This is a genomic window from Bacteroidales bacterium (genome assembly GCA_014860585.1).
In the GTDB taxonomy this organism is placed as follows: domain Bacteria; phylum Bacteroidota; class Bacteroidia; order Bacteroidales; family 4484-276; genus RZYY01.
On record JACZJL010000153.1, the window covers coordinates 34,304 to 52,560 of the forward strand.

General features: G+C 42.4%; 12 protein-coding genes. 9 read left to right on the forward strand and 3 right to left on the reverse strand.

Annotated elements, in window-relative coordinates; translation table 11 throughout:
* Window positions 1-358: 358 nt before the first annotated feature.
* Complete coding sequence (locus tag IH598_15530; protein MBE0639928.1) at window positions 359-1,153, reverse strand: T9SS type A sorting domain-containing protein; 795 nt, start codon at window positions 1,151-1,153, stop codon at window positions 359-361.
* A gap of 307 nt (window positions 1,154-1,460) precedes the next feature.
* Window positions 1,461-3,575: a S9 family peptidase gene (locus tag IH598_15535; protein MBE0639929.1), complete on the reverse strand. Its 2,115-nt coding sequence runs from the start codon at window positions 3,573-3,575 to the stop codon at window positions 1,461-1,463.
* A 587-nt stretch (window positions 3,576-4,162) separates the two neighbouring features.
* Between IH598_15535 and IH598_15540 the strand changes: the two genes are divergently transcribed.
* The 8 genes from IH598_15540 to IH598_15575 all read left to right on the forward strand — a co-directional run bounded on the left by IH598_15540 (window position 4,163) and on the right by IH598_15575 (window position 15,564).
* Complete coding sequence (locus IH598_15540) at window positions 4,163-6,430, forward strand: aconitate hydratase (protein MBE0639930.1); 2,268 nt, start codon at window positions 4,163-4,165, stop codon at window positions 6,428-6,430.
* A gap of 12 nt (window positions 6,431-6,442) precedes the next feature.
* On the forward strand, window positions 6,443-7,186 hold the full coding sequence (locus tag IH598_15545) for a beta-ketoacyl-ACP reductase (protein ID MBE0639931.1): 744 nt from the start codon (window positions 6,443-6,445) through the stop codon (window positions 7,184-7,186).
* A gap of 242 nt (window positions 7,187-7,428) precedes the next feature.
* Window positions 7,429-8,421, forward strand: a complete 993-nt coding sequence (locus IH598_15550; protein MBE0639932.1) for a ketoacyl-ACP synthase III — start codon at window positions 7,429-7,431, stop codon at window positions 8,419-8,421.
* 220 nt (window positions 8,422-8,641) lie between these two features.
* Window positions 8,642-10,198: a sodium:solute symporter gene (locus tag IH598_15555; protein ID MBE0639933.1), complete on the forward strand. Its 1,557-nt coding sequence runs from the start codon at window positions 8,642-8,644 to the stop codon at window positions 10,196-10,198.
* Window positions 10,185-11,690 (forward strand): AMP-binding protein, encoded by a 1,506-nt coding sequence (locus IH598_15560; GenBank protein MBE0639934.1) that lies wholly within the window; start codon window positions 10,185-10,187, stop codon window positions 11,688-11,690. Before IH598_15555 ends, IH598_15560 begins: the two co-directional genes overlap by 14 nt.
* Before the next feature lie 69 nt (window positions 11,691-11,759).
* Window positions 11,760-12,596, forward strand: a complete 837-nt coding sequence (locus IH598_15565; GenBank protein MBE0639935.1) for a hypothetical protein — start codon at window positions 11,760-11,762, stop codon at window positions 12,594-12,596.
* A 95-nt stretch (window positions 12,597-12,691) separates the two neighbouring features.
* Complete coding sequence (locus IH598_15570; protein MBE0639936.1) at window positions 12,692-14,302, forward strand: hypothetical protein; 1,611 nt, start codon at window positions 12,692-12,694, stop codon at window positions 14,300-14,302.
* Between the two features lie 323 nt (window positions 14,303-14,625).
* On the forward strand, window positions 14,626-15,564 hold the full coding sequence (locus IH598_15575) for an alpha/beta hydrolase (protein ID MBE0639937.1): 939 nt from the start codon (window positions 14,626-14,628) through the stop codon (window positions 15,562-15,564).
* 138 nt (window positions 15,565-15,702) lie between these two features.
* Here IH598_15575 and IH598_15580 read toward each other — a convergent pair whose 3' ends face one another.
* Complete coding sequence (locus tag IH598_15580; GenBank protein ID MBE0639938.1) at window positions 15,703-17,847, reverse strand: hypothetical protein; 2,145 nt, start codon at window positions 17,845-17,847, stop codon at window positions 15,703-15,705.
* Window positions 17,848-18,076: 229 nt separating this feature from the next.
* On the opposite strand from IH598_15580, the gene IH598_15585 reads away from it, so the two are divergent.
* A partial coding sequence (locus IH598_15585; protein ID MBE0639939.1) for a GNAT family N-acetyltransferase occupies window positions 18,077-18,257 on the forward strand: 181 nt, incomplete at its 3' end.

Genomic DNA, 18,257 nt, shown 5'->3' on the forward strand with positions numbered 1-18,257 from the left:
AAAGTCATCATAAAAAAAAGCCGCTCCAGTTTGAGCGGCTTTTTTTATTGCTATTTTGTTGGTTAACTCAAAGACCAATGAGAAAAATCCACAACAAATCAGATGAGTAGAAAGGTAAAAGCAGGTACATCTATCGATTACACTTTCAATATAGTTCAATTTCGACTTCGTCTTATTGGCAATTTTCGATTCTTATAGTCACTTGTAAATCGGGATGCCATTTACCATTGAAGAATTATTAAATGGTCGTGAACCATTTTGAAATTTACAGGCATAAAAAAAACTGTCTTTTCGAAAGACAGCTTTTTTTGAAAGGCAGCCAGACATATCATCTAAGCTATTCCAATCTTTTAATATGTTAATTGATAATTAACTTTTTCATTTCGGCGCGATCATCACCATGAAACTTAACGAGGTAAACTCCTTTTGACAGATTTGAAAAATCAACCTGATTCAGTCCATCAGTTGGTTTAAAATTGTAAACCTGCTGTCCATTCACACTATATACCGAAATTTCACCACTGATTTCAGTATCATTCAGGTTAAAATTAACCAAACCGTTTGTTGGATTGGGATAAAAGCTGAAACGTTCGCTAATTTCATCAACCCCGGTTACATCCGGATTAATAGTTAAATTCGTAAGATAAACAACATCTCCGCTGGTATTGCCATTGCTGTTGGTAGCATTCACTGAAGCGTAAAATTTGATGGCGCCTGTACTTCCCTGCGGAGCAGTCCAGTCAACACTCCAGGATTTACTTCCACCTGATCCTGCAGTACCGGCTGATGTATGAGTTACAGCTTTATTCTGGTTGGCCAGTTTGGTTTGGGAACTGTTGGTAATAATGAAAGTTCCTACTTTGTTACCGGATAAATCCTCGGCCGTAAGTTCAAAACCAAACTTATTTGAACCCGCGTGACTTCCAGTAAGACTAATTGTGTATGTTTGGCCTCCAATATAACCAGCCCCTGTTACATTCGTTGTAATCCACCCCGAAGCATTTTGAGGAGTACCTGTATGGCATCCGGTACAATTTTGTCCATTATCTCCTATTGAACCGGTTCTGCCGCCGGGAGAACCGCTGCCGTTTGCTAGCAGAATGAATAAAACTGGCAAAGCCAGTAATGGTAAGAATACATAAAGTTTTTTCATAAAATTAAGTTTTTTATTGGTAAATAATTGGGCAAAAATATCTTTTTTTTTAAAACAATTCAATATTTGAATACTATAATATGAAGAAAAGACGTCGAAAAAGTATTTCATTTAAATTATCAACGATTTTTTACCCTCAATCTCTATAAGTAAAGCGTCGAAAATCAGACTACAATATGTGTAGTAGTACTTCTGATTTTCAACGCTTTGAAATAAATTCAGGCTTTTGAGATAACCATCCTAAAACCCAATTCGTTCTGTTAATGGATTATTTGTCCATGAATTCTATGAAGCATCAAATCAATGATCAATACTTCGGTTTAAACTTCATGTTATAAAAAAGGAAAGAGTATATGTCAGCATATTCGTCAATGATCTTTGACGTAGGCTTTCCAGCACCATGACCTGCCTTTGTTTCAATCCTGATCAGCGTCGGATTACTGCATCCCTGGTGTTCCTGCAATGAAGCAATGAATTTGAAAGAGTGGGCCGGAACTACGCGGTCGTCATGATCGGCTGTAGTGACTAGGGTTGCCGGGTAGCAGGTTCCAAATTGAAGGTTATGCAACGGAGAATATTTTATCAGGTATGCAAATTCATCTGCCACATCGCTTTTGCCATAATCCGTAGCCCAGGCCCAACCGATGGTAAAAAGGTGGTAACGTAGCATATCGAGGACCCCCACAGCTGGCAAAGCCACTTTGATCAGGTCAGGACGTTGGGTCATCACAGCACCTACGAGCAATCCGCCATTTGAACCTCCCTGAATGGCAAGGTATTCGGGCGAAGTATAAAGATTGTCGATCAGGTATTCGGCAGCAGCAATGAAGTCATCAAATACGTTTTGTTTTCGCTCTTTGGTTCCGGACTCGTGCCACTCTTTACCAAATTCGCCACCTCCTCTGAGGTTCGGCATGGCAAAGACACCCCCCTGCTCCAGAAGAATGAGACGGGTTGGGCTGAAACCAGGTGTGAGACTTACATTAAAACCGCCGTAACCGTAAAGTAATGTTGGGTTGTTACCATCCAACTTAATGCCCTTTTTATGCACGATAAACATTGGGATCTCGGCGCCATCTTTACTCTCGTAAAACACCTGCTTTGTTTCATAGTCAGCTGGAGAGAAGTCGATTTCAGGACTGCGGTAAACAGTAGATTCATTTTTTTCGATGTCGTACATATAAATCGTAGTCGGAAATGTAAAGGATGTAAAACCATAAAAAGCAGTATTATCCTCCTTCTTACCATTAAAACCAGTCATAGTGCCGATGCCGGGAAGGTTTAAATCGCCAACTTTATTGCCAGATAAATCGTAAATAAAAGCCTGGCTGTAAGCATCTTTCATATAATCAGCCACTATTTTTCCACCAACAAGTGAAATACCATCCAGCACATCTTCCTGTTCGGGAAGTATCGTTTTCCAGTTTGCAGCATCCCTATTGTTCGGGTCAATTTCGATTAACTGATATTTCGGCGCATTGTAGTTGGTTTTTACCAACAATTTCCCGTCGAGGTCATCTATTACTGTAAAATCATGATCAAATCCCTGAACAATGCCATCAAAATTTGCATTGGGTTTTGTCAGATTTTTTACATACAAAGAATTGCCGGAGGTACTCTCGGATTCATAAATAATTAAAAATTGCTCATCATCCGTAACATCAGCAGCATAATTGCGCAAGGGATATTCTTTATTCTCAAAAATCAACACGTCTTCCGACTGTTCTGTTCCAATTTTATGATAAAACACTTTGTGGAACTCGTTTTTACCTGATAATTCACTTCCAGTCGGCTCATCATAGCGGCTATAGTAAAATCCATCGCCCTGCCATGAAATTCCTGAAAATTTGATCCATAAAAGGTGGTCTGCAAGCGTTACTCCAGACTCGATCTCCATCACGTAAATTTCGTTCCAGTCAGAGCCGCCTCTTGAAATTCCGAAGGCCAGGTATTTTCCATCTTTTGATACGTCATAGTTGGAAAGCGCCACTGTTCCATCTTCTGATAGCAGATTTGGATCAAGCAGCACACGAGCGTCATCCTCGAGGCTTTCCTGAACATAGAGCACACTTTGGTTCTGCATTCCGTCATTTTTAAAATAGAAATAGCGGTCACCTTTCTTGAAAGTCACGCTAAACTTGGGATAATCCCAGATTTTTGTCAAACGATTTTTAATGTCTTCCCTGAAAGGAATCTGGTTGAGATAGCCGAATGTGACTTTGTTCTGAGCCTCAACCCAGGCTGCTGTTTCTTCCGACTTATCATCTTCGAGCCAACGATAAGGGTCGGCTATTGTCGTCCCGTGGTAATCATCGGTTACATCCTGTTTTTTGGTTTCCGGATAGCTAACACTGACCGGTTGTTGACAACTTTGCATGATAATCATTCCTGCAATCATTAGTAAAGAGATTAATTTACTCATTTTCATTTTGTTAAATCTTTAATAGTTTAAAATACAAAAATTTATTCTGCATTGCAAAAATAATAGAAATAAAACTAACCCAAGTCTTTTTGTAACCTTCAGGGATTAACTTTCAACATGTCAATTTCTTACACATTTAAGGAACAGGTTTGTCGTTACGCTAATGCCGATAAAGATTGAATTACAGTTTGTTATAACACAGGAGCACGAATAAAAATGATCTGGAACTTCCTCATTGCAATTGTTCTTGTAAAAATTTCCTGTTACATTTCTGGAGCAGGAATTATCCGACGCGAGACACAAGGCTAGACCCGTAAGGCATCCATATATGGCATTGCTGCAAACAAACCCACCAAAAAGTGGGCTGATTTTTATCTGGTTACAAAACTAAATTTGTGAAAAACGTGGGCTGTTACCACTGCCTGTTTTTATTGAAAAAGAAAAAAGGCGATCACAAATGCTCATCATTGAGTTTTTTAGTCGGTATTCAAATAAATCAATTTGATCACTGCGTTTAGCATTTCTTAACACGGTGGCGTGCCTCATTTTGAGTACTTTTGCGCAAAATTCTAAAACACAAAACAATTATGTTATTCGATCTCGATTTGATTAAAAAAGTATATCAAGGATTTCCTGAGAAAGTAAATGAAGCCCGTAAAAAGCTGGGCAGACCACTTACATTAACCGAAAAAATCCTTTACGCACACCTGTGGGATTACCTGCCAGAAAAGGAATTCAGGCGTGGTGTAGACTATGTGGATTTTGCCCCCGACCGTGTAGCCATGCAGGATGCCACAGCGCAAATGGCATTGCTTCAGTTCATGCAGGCCGGCAGAAGTAAAGTGGCAGTGCCATCTACCGTGCATTGCGACCACCTTATTCAGGCTAAAGTTGGCGCCAAAGAAGACCTGCAGGTAGCTAAAGATGCCAACAAAGAAGTTTTTGACTTTCTTGCTTCAGTTTCAAATAAATATGGTATTGGTTTCTGGAAACCCGGCGCCGGAATCATCCACCAGGTTGTTTTAGAGAATTACGCTTTCCCGGGTGGGATGATGATAGGAACGGATTCGCATACTGTAAATGCAGGCGGTTTGGGAATGGTAGCCATCGGAGTTGGAGGGGCCGATGCTGTAGATGTGATGGCAGGCATGGCCTGGGAGCTGAAAATGCCAAAGCTCATTGGTGTAAAACTCACGGGAAAGTTGAGCGGATGGACGGCCTCTAAAGACATTATTTTAAAAGTTGCCGGAATACTGACGGTAAAAGGTGGAACCGGCGCCATTGTGGAATATTTCGGGCCGGGAGCCAAAACGCTGAGCTGCACAGGAAAAGGAACCATTTGTAATATGGGCGCTGAAATAGGAGCTACAACCTCAGTGTTTGGTTATGATGGCAAAATGGCTGACTATCTCAGAGGCACAGGACGGGAACCCGTGGCTGATGAAGCCGACAAAATCGCTGAGCACCTGACTGCCGACCCTGAAGTATACAACGATCCCTTGAAATACTTTGATCAGGTCATAGAGATTGACCTTTCGACACTTGAGCCTCACATTAACGGACCATTTACACCCGATTTAGCCACCCCGGTGTCTGAATTTGCCAAAATGGTAAAAATGAATGGCTGGCCTGAAAAACTTGAGGTTGGCCTGATTGGTTCATGTACAAATTCCTCTTATGAGGACATTACCCGGGCTGCATCGGTCGCTAAACAAGCACTGGATAATGAGCTGGAGGTAAAATCAGAATACACGGTAACACCCGGTTCAGAGCAGGTGCGCTACACCGTTGAGAGGGATGGATATCTCGATATTTTTGAAAAAATCGGAGGTGTGGTGCTTGCCAATGCCTGTGGCCCATGTATTGGCCAGTGGGCTCGTCATGGTGCTGATAAGAAAGAAAAAAACTCCATCATGACCTCCTTCAACCGGAATTTTGCCAAACGCAATGACGGTAATCCAAATACCCATGGCTTCGTTGCTTCACCAGAAATTGTCACTGCTTTTGCGATTGCCGGAACACTGGATTTCAACCCGATGACTGATTTCCTCATCAATAAAAAGGGAGCAAAAATAAAACTGAAAGAGCCGCAGGGCATCGAAATGCCGCTAAATGGCTTTGCTGTGGAAGACAACGGTTACCATTCGCCGGCTGAAGATGGAAGCCGCATAGAAGTCATTGTTGACCCGAAATCTGACCGCCTGCAATTACTTGAAGGATTCCCGGCCTGGGACGGACAGGATATGAAGGGATTGAAATTGCTGATCAAGGCAGCCGGCAAGTGCACTACCGACCATATTTCGATGGCTGGCCCCTGGTTACGTTATCGTGGTCACCTTGACAATATATCGAACAATATGCTGATTGGTGCTATAAATGCATTCAACGGTAAAACCAATGAAATCAAAAACCAACTGACAGGCAAATATGATGAAGTTCCTGCTGCGGCAAGGCATTACAAAGCAAATGGAATTGGTTCAGTTGTGGTTGGAGATGAGAATTATGGGGAAGGTTCATCCCGGGAACATGCAGCCATGGAACCCCGGTTCCTCGGTGTGAAAGCGGTACTTGTCCGGAGTTTTGCACGTATTCACGAAACCAACCTTAAGAAACAAGGGATGCTGGCGCTCACTTTTGCCAATAAGGAGGATTACCTGAAGATAAAGGAAGATGACACCATCGACATCATCGGTTTAAAGGAATTTGCTCCCGGTAAACCACTCATGATAAAACTCCATCATTCTGACAGTACGAGTGAGCAATTCCCCGTAAACCATACTTACTCTGATGTTCAGATCGGCTGGTTTAAAGCCGGGTCGGCACTCAATCTCATTAAAGAACAATCGAAAAAATAACCTCTAAAAACCATGAACAGATTAAAAGATAAAATAGCCATAATCACTGGTGGAGCAGATGGAATTGGTAAAGCCATCTCCGGGCGGTTTGCAGCAGAAGGTGCTGTGGCCTGCATCTGGGATATTCAAAGGGAAAAAGGACTTACACTTGCCGTCGAAATTGTAAAAACCGGTGGTAAAGCCGCTTTCTTTCAGGTAGATACTGCAAATTTCGACCAGGTTGAAGAAGCGACCAAACAAATCATCGAACAGTATGGAAAAATAGACATCCTGATCAATAATGCCGGAATTACCCGCGATGCCACTTTTCGTAAAATGACTCACGAGCAATGGAACCAGGTGCTGGACGTAAATCTCACAGGTGTGTTCAATTGTACCAAAGCCATCGTTCCGTTTATGCTGGACAAAGGTTATGGAAGAATCGTAAATGCATCTTCCGTGGTTGGCATTTACGGAAATTTTGGCCAGACGAATTATGTGGCTACAAAAGCTGCAATCATCGGTATGACCAAAACGTGGGCACGTGAATTTGGCCGGAAAGGAATCACTGTAAACGCAGTTGCACCCGGATTTACGATGACTGATATGGTTGCCAAAATGCCGGAAAACATCCTCGAAGCCATGAAAGCAAAAGTACCACTCGGACGACTGGCTACACCCGAAGAAATGGCTTCGGTTTATCTCTTCCTTTGCTCTGATGAAGCCAATTACATCAACGGACATACGCTCAGCGTGGATGGAGGAATGACGGTTTAGCAATTGATGTACACTGAGCAAAACCTTCATTTACTAATCCTGCGGGATCATAAACTCTTAAAAACGGTTTTACCCAAATTCAGTGGTGATAAATGTTTTATTGATTGGTTGTTGAAAATTTACTCATAGAATAAAAAACCTTATAAAATGAAAACAACACGAAAACTAATACTAAAAAAACAGATCCAGGCATTGTGAAATAAAATCAAATTAGCAGGTTCAAGCTAAAAAATTCCATTTACATGAAAAGAAACGCCTTTATTCACTCGAGTGGGATTTATGTTCCCGAGAGGGTGATTCCAAACAGTTATTTCAATACATTACTTGGTGAAGATGTTGATTCCTGGCTTCGCGAAAATGTTGAAATCTATGAACGGCGATGGTGCAGTGAAAATCAGTCAGTAGCCGATCTGGTGATTGAAGCAGCAGGTAAAGCCATGACCGCCGGAAACGTAAAACCGGAAGAGATAGACTTACTTATTATTTCAACAGACACCCCTGAGTACATATCACCTTCGACCGCATCAAAAGTGCAATACAAACTGGGTCTTGTAAATGCAGGTAGTTTTGATGTTAACACCGCATGTGCAGGGTTTGTTACTGCCCTCGACATGGGCGCCAAATACATCCGTGCCGATGAGCACTACAACACGGTCATGGTCGTTGGAGCCTATGCAATGAGCAAATATCTGAACATGAAGAATAAAAATACGGTCACATTATTTGCCGATGGTGCAGGCGCGTTCATTCTCAAAACTACTGAGGACAAAAACCGCGGTTTTCTTGCCAGCCAATTGATCACCCGCGGGGAATTCTACGATTACATGGGTATATATGGCGGTGGAACAAACCAACCAATAACTGACGAAGTCATAATAAATAAAGGTCATTTGCTCCAGTTTGTCAAAAAATTCCCAAAAACCCTGAATCCTGAGATGTGGAGCATGATGAGTCTTACTCTTTGCAACAGGCTTGGAATTACGCCAGACAAGGTAGATCACTACTTTTTGACACAAATTAACATCAACAGTATCAGGGAAACGATGGACATCCTCGGCCAACGGCATCAAAAGGCGCAAACCAGCATGCATTATTTTGGCTATACGGGCTCGGCATGCATCCCACTGGCTTTCCAGGAGCGGCTGGATGCAGGGAAAATCCAAAGAGGAGATCTGGTGTTTTTTATTGGCTCGGGCGGAGGACTGGCTTTTGCGAGTGCAGCGTTCAGGTATTGAGAGGAATGGCATTGATGGGCATTCGTTGGAATTGGATGAATAATAAAATAGATCAAAAATGATTTGGAATACAAAAGTTTCAGTTTATCACGTCAACAATAAATGCCAGTTAATGCCGTACGAAGTGCAAATGCCGTCAAAGTGAAATGCCAATTAATGCCGCACGAAGTGCAAATACTACGGTAGTAAAATAACTCCTAAGTATATTTGAAACAAAATTATGGCAACACAACCACAAATCATCGGAACCTGGATTTTGATCCTTCTTTATATGGGGGTTATCCTTTTTTATGTGATACGAGGGGCGCTTAAAATCAGGAATATTACGGACTATGCATTGGGGAGCATTCGGTTTTCTCCGGTAGCTGTCGGTTTGTCGCTGGCCGCTTCGATGACCAGCGCCGCGACTTTTGTAATTAATCCCGGTTTTATTGCAAACTTCGGTTTATCAGCTTTCATTTCCTACGCTGTCGTTTTCCCTGCAGGAGCGGTCATTTCACTGATTATCCTCACGAAAAGTTTCAGGAAATACGGCCAGGCAGTTAAAGCGCTGACACTTGCTCAATGGATAGGTAAACGATACAACAGCAACGGATATGCACTTTTCATGGCTTTCCTTTCATTGCTTCTCATTTCCTTCATCGTCCTGATCATTGTTGCACTTACGAAAGTTTTGTCAAAATCGCTGAATGTGGACGAAATATGGGTGCTTGGCGGGCTGATCATTTTTGTTTTTGGTTATATGATGTTTGGTGGCGCCAACTCGATGGTTTACACCAACATGATCCAGGCGGTCATTATGCTGGTAGTCGCTTTTATTTTGATGGGTTCTGGTTTGGAACATTTCAGAGAAGGGGTTTCCGGTTTTATTGAAAAACTGGCAACTATTGACACACAATTGATTAAAACCAACTATCCTTCCAGTCCGTTATTCAGGGATTTCTATGAAATTATATTTGCACAATTTATTATAGGTGTAGCTGTAGTCGTTCAGCCACACATTATCACCAAATCATTGCTTCTCAAAGAGGAGCGCGATGTCAATCGTTTTCTTCTGGTTGCGGTCATTGTTGAGATTATATTTTTCCTTGTAGTGTTGACCGGCTTTTATGCCCGTCTTTCATTTCCCGACTTGGTCGCCAATGGTGAACCGCTAAGAAACGACGGCATTATACCGGCCTATGTCGTTGCTGCTTTTGCCGGCAGTAACCTTGCAGTGATTGTCGGGTTGGTGGTTGTTCTGGGACTAATCTCCGCTGGTTTATCTACACTTGAAGGTCTGATCCAGTCGGTTTCCACGACCATAACCTCGGATATCATTCAACCATTATTCAACAATCACATTAAATCAGAACGCAGTTACATCACCATCAACAAAGTTTCGATTGCACTTTTGGCTGTAGTTGCTTTTTATATTTCCATCGGGCAATTGACCAACCCGAAACTCAGTGTGGCTATTCTTGCCCAGAACGGAGTTTATGCTTACTTTTCAGCAGCTTTCATCCCTGTGATTTTCGGAATTTTCTTCCGCCATGTGAACATCAAAGCACCGTTGTTTGCGACAATCACAGCAATTGTAGTCCACTTCGGGGTTTATTATCTCCTCCCTTATTTCGTAAGCGAGTATAACTGGAGTTTTGGTATTTTTACCAAATATTTACAGGGAACAGTCAGGAACCCGGCAATAGCAGCATCATGTGCTATTGTGGTTTCGACAATTGTTGGACTGGCAATTCATTGGAAAAAAAATATAGAGCAATCGTATGTTAACGTTTGACTGGTTTGAAAAGTGGGCGACCTATCACCCTTTTAAGATCGCGTTCAAAGAATTTGAAACCGACCGTGAGTACAGCTATTCCCAGTTTAATAAAATGGGAAACTGTTTTGCTGCGCATCTTCGAGATAACCATGGATTTGCAAAAGGAGACAGACTGGCTGTGATATCAGATAACAACATGGAGTACATTGTTTTATTTTCGGTTGCCCAAAAACTGGGTATAACCCTGGTACCGCTTAATTACCGTCTAACACCTGCAGAGTTGGACTTTATCGTTGCAAATGCGGATGTGAAGGGGATTATTTATGAAAAAAAGTATTTTGATAAGATCAAACATCTTGATTCATTTAATGGAATCGCATTTAAACTGACAATTGAAGAACTTGTAAAATTCAATGAAACCTGCCTCAATCAAAAAAATACAGTATACCACATTTCGACAACCTTACACGAGGATGATCCCATTTTCATTTTATATACTTCAGGAACTACAGCATTTCCCAAAGGCGCGCTATACACGCACAAGATGTTGTTCTGGAACAGTATCAACACCGAAATGCGGCTGGACATCACATCAAACGACATTTCGATCAATTGTGCCCCGCCTTTTCATACAGGAGGCTGGAATGTATTGCTGACTCCTTTTATCCATCACGGTGCATACACCATACTCATGCGTGGATTTGACGCCGAACTGCTGCTTGAAGTCCTCGAAATGGAGCGTGTAACCATATGGTGGGCAGTGCCAACAATGCTGAGAATGATGGCTGAATCCCCCGTTTTCCAAAAAGTAAAATTGAACCGGCTCCGCTACCTGATTGTTGGCGGAGAGTCATTGCCAATACCGGTTATCGAGCTTTGGCACCGCAAGGGCGTATTGATCCGCCAGGGTTATGGACTTACTGAAGTAGGACCAAATGTAACTTCATTGGATCAAAAGGATGCCATGACTAAAAAAGGATCCATTGGTACGATGAATTTTTATTACCAGGCCAAACTGGTAAGCGAAAATGATGAAGAAGTGCAGGCAAATGAGCCGGGGCAACTGATTCTGAAAGGTCCGACGGTGACTCCAGGCTATTGGAAAAATGCGGAAGCTACTGCTGAATCATTAAGGGATGGCTGGTTTTACACCGGCGATATCATGAAAAAGGATGCTGAAGGCTATTATTATGTGCTCGACCGAATCAAAAATATGTACATTTCGGGTGGTGAAAATGTCTACCCTGCCGAGGTGGAGCACATGCTGAGACAACATCCTGCTATTTCGGAAGTGGCCATTATTGGCGTTTCCGATGAGAGGTGGGGCGAAACAGGGAAAGCTTTTGTTGTGCTAAGGTCAGGTGAAACGCTTACGAATGACGAATTGAACACCTATTGTCTCGAACGTGTTGCCAAATACAAAATCCCAAAATATTTTACCTTTGTTCAGGATTTACCAAAAAATGACGCCGGAAAAATTGACCGGAAGAAATTACCTGAAATCCATTGACTTTATGCTGAACCGTGAAAATCAACGTTAGTTAACTTATTCATTTATCAACAAAACATTTATTAAAACATGAAAAACGCAAAAATGCTCATGCTGCTCTTAGCAGCCGCTTTGCTTACCTTCACAGCATGCGAAAAAGATGAAGATGAACCAGGTGTTCCAATTGAGATCACAGGTATTGAGATTTCGGATGACAATGCAAGTGTGAAAGTTACTTTTAATCAGGCACTTTACAGGAACGCCGATAAGACAGGCGCCCTGGCTGCAAACAGCTTTTCACTGACATTTACTGCCACATCGGCTGTTACAGCAAGCTATATGGTTGATCATACTGCCGGAAGCGATTTCATCACTTTCAATATTGAATACGAAACCCGCCTGCAGGGAACTGAAGAACTTGCGGTGAAAGCTTTGGCAAATATGATTTACGGAGCAGAAGGCAACCAACTGAAAGAAGACCTTGAAACAAGCATAGATGTCAAAGATTTGGGAATCATTGGCAACTGGTCAGCTTATGATGTTTCGGCAATTCTCATCGGACTGGGATTTGACGACTCACTTTATGCCAATTTCAAGGCGGATCAAAGCTATCTGGTTACTGCCTTTGTTGGGGGATTCCCGGTTGTTTTGGAAGGCACTTATGAGATGAACAAAACCACCTACGACGATATGTGGGAAATCTCACTGAATCAGACCAAACAAAACGGACAAGCCACTGACCTGACGAGTGAAGGGATTTTTAAGATTTTCTATGAAGGAACTGCCTCCATGTGGTACGAAGTAGCGCAGGTTGATCCAGCCATAGCAGGAGTAACACCCCCCACTGCCCAGCAGGGTTTTGGAAGCACCAGCAATGGAGCCTATGGTACTGCCAATGTACAGAAATACAACTGGATCGGGCAATAAACCTGAAATTATTTTCCCGGTCACCTGGCAGATCATTTTTGCCAGGTGACTGTTTTTTTTGGTCTGATATGCTGTTTCAAAAAAAACTATTGAGAATGAAAAAAAAGATTTACCCCCTCCTATTCATTATCTTGTTTTTGTTCACCATATTGCCGGTAAAATCTCAAGATCCCGGGATTTCACTCTCAAGCAATTACATTGGTTATTTCGAAAAGCAAGTACCCCGAAAAGCCGAAAAGGAATTTCAATTTATCGCCTATTTCATTAACCAGGGGGTATCATCCAATTTTTACGCAGAAAATGTTTTCATGCGCGGACAGGTGATCGGACGTATGTTTGGAGACAACACCACGCGAACCGCCGACACACTCACTTCGGTTTACTTCGAGCAGAGGATCATTCCATTTTTCATTTATCAGCCAAAACTCTTTAATGGAAAAGCCACACTCAGGGCATCCTTTGAAATAGACTGGACATGGGGCGATGTAGCTTACAGCACAGGAGGCAATCTCGGCGGCGCCATCTCATCAGACCAGGTAAATATTCAAACCCAGAACATTGTTGTGGAATACCAGCCTTCGCCCGGATGGACAATCAACCTCGGTATGCAGCGTCTTTTTGATACTCCTTATGATACATACCGCACTTTTTTCGAGAAAATGTCGAACACCGGTTACCGTCTGATGTACTGGGGAACTGATGCGGTAGGAGTAAAAGTAAACCGGAGCAAAGATTTCTCCCGGTGGTCGTTTGCTTATTACCAGCTTTATGAAAATCAGGTTGAAAAGGATGATGATGTTACCCTGCAATTTGTAACTTACGAAACTGATCTTACACCCAAATGGAAAGCTGGCGCCTCTGCACATTATGTTCGTGACCGAAGCAATGGCGACGGCGGAGTTTCTATTTACGGCCAGGGACCTACCAGCCGGTTGACAGAATACAACGGCACTTTCCGTTTCCGTTTTGCCGAAAAAACTAAAACCGATGTAGTCTGGATGGGCGGGTTTTTTAGTAGAAATGCTGATTTTATGATGGATCGGTTCCGGATGACCGGGTTTGCCAACTACAATTTCGGAAAACTAAGTCTGGAAGATGGTGACGGATGGAAAAATGGAGCTGATATCGGCGGACTGGGCGCCAACCTGAAACTCGGTTACCGCTATGGACAGACCACAGAGGATGTCTTGGATGCTGATCTGTTGTTTTCAACGGGTGATCAGGATGCCCTTGACGATAAAAAATATTCGGGCGTAATCACAGGAAATACATGGGGAGCGCCTGCCGGAATCTTTATCAGCAGTGGGTCTTATATTCTTTTTCCCCATGGAAATGTTGTCAACAGGTTTACTCCATTAATTGCCGACCTTTCAAATATGGGTTACGGAATGACCGGAACTGTGCTCAATGCCAGCCGCGCTTTTGTTCCAAACCGTTTCAGCGGAAAAATAGGGACGGCATGGGCCATGAGCAATGTAACTCCAAAAAATGGTGGACAACAGATTGCTATGGAACTTAACGGCGTCCTGAAATACCAGATCGGTGTTTATATGAGTTTCGAGTTGCACGGCGCTTATGCATGGCTCGGCGACTTTTACGACAGCAACAGCGATTCTCACAGCTATTACGTAAATGGCTCAAGTTCGGGTGAAAGACCGATAAACCCATGGACTGCCTTCATTGTTTACAAATGGCTGATGTTTTAACCCTAATCCCTAACCTGGACAAGCCAGAAATCACAAAATACAATAAACAAATCTAAAATAAAACTCTCCACAGGAGTCATTATGACAATGTTCAAAAGATCAAAATTCCAAACAGTGAAATCAGCAGTGAATGTGTAACAGTTTGGGGTAATTGTATTTTTTTAATTTCGTATTTATTTGTCTTTTGACATTTGTCATTTTCCTATGGATGCCTTCGGCAGAAAATTTTGCCAAAACAAGCAAGAAATAAAAAAATAAGATACTACTGAGCTATGAAAATTCAACATTTACAATCCAAACTGGTATTTGCAATACTTCTGGTTATGACCTTAGCATCACCGAAAATGACTTCCGCACAAAGTAGCCTGCACCCTTATCGAAACATCGAACCCCTCAAATCATTCAACGATTTGGATTACCCGTTTGAAGTCAAATACGCCAACCTGCCCGGCAATATAAAATTGGCTTACGTTGACGAAGGTCGTGGCGAACAAACCATAATTTTCATTCATGGACTTGGAAGCTATCTCAAAGCCTGGGAAAAGAACATTACAGGATTAAAAGATCAATACCGCTGCATTGCTGTCGATCTTCCCGGATATGGCAAATCGTCCAAAAAACCGCACAGCGGGATGATGTCTTTTTATGCCGGCGTAATCAATGACTTTATTGATGAACTTAATCTGGAAAACGTTGTACTGGCAGGACATTCGATGGGCGGACAGATTTCGGTGATGTTTGCTATCAATTATCCGGATAAAGTGCAAAAGTTGATCCTCGCAGCCCCCGCCGGATTCGAAGAATTCAACAAAGGACAAAAGCAATGGTTTCGCGATGTGATGACCCTTGAGGGTGTGATGAAAACCACCGTAGAGCAAATCCAGACTAACCTGGCATACAACTTTTACAATATGCCTGATGATGCTGAATTTATGATCACCGACCGCATTGCCATGCGCAGTGCCAATGACTTTGAGGCCTATTGCTATGCCGTTGTTCAGTCGGTGAATGGCATGGTGGATGAACCCGTGATTGAATTGCTTCCAACTGTCAAACACCCTACGTTGATCCTTTTCGGTGAATTTGACAACCTGATCCCAAACCGGTTTCTAAATCCAGACAAAACTGAAACCATTGCCAGAAAAGGACATGAGAAACTGCCTGACAGCAAACTTGTGATCATCCCTGATTGCGGGCACTTTTTACAATTCGAGAAACCGGATGTATTCAACCAGGAAGTGAAAGGATTTTTGGTAGAATAAGCATCCCTTTTGAATCATTATGTTTTGAATCCATCAATACTCAGCCCACGTTTTTTCCGTCCAACATGTTCATTTCAGAACCACTGGAACACCTTTCTCCCGGGCAGAGATCGATTTGTTCTGGGACCTTTGCCTGGATTAATCAAATGAAATAGTGCAGCTATCTGATACTCTTACCAGGTAAGACTTGCCGGGTAATAGATGCTGAATGGTGTTGATACCCTGCTCAGGCCAGAAAACCTTCCATCCAGCTGCCTCTTGCATGAACTCAACAAAAGGAAGATTTTCTCCGAATGCCGCGCCAATTTCAATGGGTTCCTCAGAAAGGACAGAGATCAGGTTCCATCCCATTTGAAGTTGAATTGACCTATTTTCGGGTTTAAATCCAGTGATAATCAAATCAGTATCCTCATTTACCTTGATCAGATATCCATTCCTGTAATTCCAGGTTTGAATGTCGTTGACATTGTTCACCGGATAGTAACTCTGATACAAATCCTGCATGATGACAAATTCATCGTCAATAATTGCTAATACTTCTTCTACGTCATTATAGGCCGGCATGAGGTAAGAGGACACTCCGTTCCATCCCTGTCGGAGAGAAATTGTATGGGAATCCATCTGAAGTTGGGCAGGATTTTCGATAAAACGCATGACGACAAAATCATTTAGGGTGGAATTATAGGAATTTACACTACCTGCCAGCACAAATTTCCCATCAGGTTGCAAAGCAATCCCATTCACCTGACAAAGTAAGGGACTCCCCTCTTCAACAATTTGATAAACCGGCGTACCAAACTCAACATCCTTGGTTCCGTCCAGATTATACCGCATTGCGGAAAAATTTTCACCCATTACTGAATGCCCAATCACGATTTTCCCATCGAAAAAAACCATATTTCCCGTTACCGTACCCCATACAAGATCGTCCATGACAAATCCGTTATCACCAAAGTCGCTGATATTAGCTCCGGTCACGGGATCTTTTTTCATCAACCATATTTTCCCTCCGCCCGTGCTGGATCCCATCATATAAAGATGATTATCAGGTCCCAATGCAATACTTCTAATTGATTGGTTATTATTGGTTCCCGGACGATCTTCAACTGCTACACCCAAATTTCCGAATGCAACATCCAGTGCTCCATTCATAGTCAATTTGTAAATAAAATACTTATTCCCGATAAAATTTCCATCACCGCTGTTAACAGCAAGATAAATGCTTCCATCTTCTATGTTGGTTGGAGGAAAAATCGCTTCAAGACGCTCCTGATAACTTTCAGCATAATTTATACCAGACGTGAAAAGAGTCAGTTTCCCCTCTTCGCCAAAGGTCGGATCAAGTGTACCGTTGGTCAGGTACCTGGCAATATTGCATCGCATCGGAGCTCCCCATCCTCCTGCACACAAGCCGCCATATCCTCCCGCAAGAATTTTCCCGTCAGGTTGCAGTACAAGGCTTGTAAAAATATCACTGCTGTATCCCCCTGGCTCAGAGGATTTGGTAAAATTGGTAACCACGATACCATTGCTCCCAAAATCAGCATCAATATCTCCGTTGATCAGGTACCTGACCAGGAAAAAATTTGAAAAAGCAAAGCAGGCGCCACCATCACTCATAGAAGATCCTCCGACTATGATCTTCCCGTCCGGCTGCACTGCCATTGCTTTGACTTCCCATGGCTGAATACCCGGAATGGCTGTGATTACCCGGCCGTTTTGTCCAAAAAAGTTATCAAGTTGTCCGTCCGCGTCGAAGCGGGTAACGATAATATTTACAATATCAATTCCACTGCTTCCTGTCAATCCTGTTTTAGCAGCACCGGCAACAACAATTTTCTGTTCAGGTGCTATCTTTACATCAGCAGCCCAATCATCCAGATCATTCGACAGAAAGTCTTCTCTAAAAATTCCATTGCTTTGAAATCCTGCATCATACACCATCCCTTGCCTGATCAGAAAGGGTTCGCTGGTATAGATTTTTTCATAAACAGGACCGTCAAACATCCTGAAATTGAAATACCCTGTTTCGGTTCTTCCTTCAAAAGTCAAATCGCCTGAAACAGATAAGTCAATGTACTGATAAGTCAGGTATTCCTGATCCGCTGCTGAAACTGGGTACAGGCCTATCCAGCTCCCCTCGGTACCGCTGGCGCCATCGTATGCAATAGGAATCGAAACGAGGGTTGCCACATTCTGAGAGGGCAAAACAATGCTTTGTGGTTTGACTGCACTAAAGGAGCAAACCAGGAAAACCAACAAAAAGTAAAAGTTGAATCTCATAAAATGATCTCCTATAAATTAATTATTGAAAAGATGAACTGATAGCCGAGTTGTTGGTATTAAGAACGAAATTAAATTTTGATACGTGATCTGTATTTACATTTCTTCAAATCTTGTATCACGAAAGAAGTTAGAGCATTCATTTTTTGCAATTGCAAACATAGATCAAAATTAAATAATAATTTTACTTTGTGGACAAAATAAAGTATTCAATCACTGGGGCTTCAAAATGATAAAAAATGTTGATGGTTTAACAGATTTTACCTTTAAAAAACTGGACTTCGATGGACTGAAAACGCTGGTGAAATGGGCAGAGGCTGAAGGCTGGAACCCTGGTGAGTATGATGCCGATGTGTTTTGGGCAACCGACCCGGATGGTTATTGGGGTTATTATTACCGGGGTGAACTGA

Excerpts from the sequence above, each read along its gene's own strand:
- IH598_15580 (MBE0639938.1), bottom strand. The coding sequence starts at position 17,847 with ATGAGATTCAACTTTTACTTTTTGTTGGTTTTCCTGGTTTGCTCCTTT.
- IH598_15560 (MBE0639934.1), top strand. The coding sequence starts at position 10,185 with ATGTTAACGTTTGACTGGTTTGAAAAGTGGGCGACCTATCACCCTTTT.
- IH598_15550 (MBE0639932.1), top strand. The coding sequence starts at position 7,429 with ATGAAAAGAAACGCCTTTATTCACTCGAGTGGGATTTATGTTCCCGAG.
- IH598_15575 (MBE0639937.1), top strand. The coding sequence starts at position 14,626 with ATGACCTTAGCATCACCGAAAATGACTTCCGCACAAAGTAGCCTGCAC.
- IH598_15555 (MBE0639933.1), top strand. The coding sequence starts at position 8,642 with ATGGCAACACAACCACAAATCATCGGAACCTGGATTTTGATCCTTCTT.
- IH598_15530 (MBE0639928.1), bottom strand. The coding sequence starts at position 1,153 with ATGAAAAAACTTTATGTATTCTTACCATTACTGGCTTTGCCAGTTTTA.
- IH598_15535 (MBE0639929.1), bottom strand. The coding sequence starts at position 3,575 with ATGAGTAAATTAATCTCTTTACTAATGATTGCAGGAATGATTATCATG.
- IH598_15545 (MBE0639931.1), top strand. The coding sequence starts at position 6,443 with ATGAACAGATTAAAAGATAAAATAGCCATAATCACTGGTGGAGCAGAT.
- IH598_15540 (MBE0639930.1), top strand. The coding sequence starts at position 4,163 with ATGTTATTCGATCTCGATTTGATTAAAAAAGTATATCAAGGATTTCCT.
- IH598_15565 (MBE0639935.1), top strand. The coding sequence starts at position 11,760 with ATGAAAAACGCAAAAATGCTCATGCTGCTCTTAGCAGCCGCTTTGCTT.
- IH598_15570 (MBE0639936.1), top strand. The coding sequence starts at position 12,692 with ATGAAAAAAAAGATTTACCCCCTCCTATTCATTATCTTGTTTTTGTTC.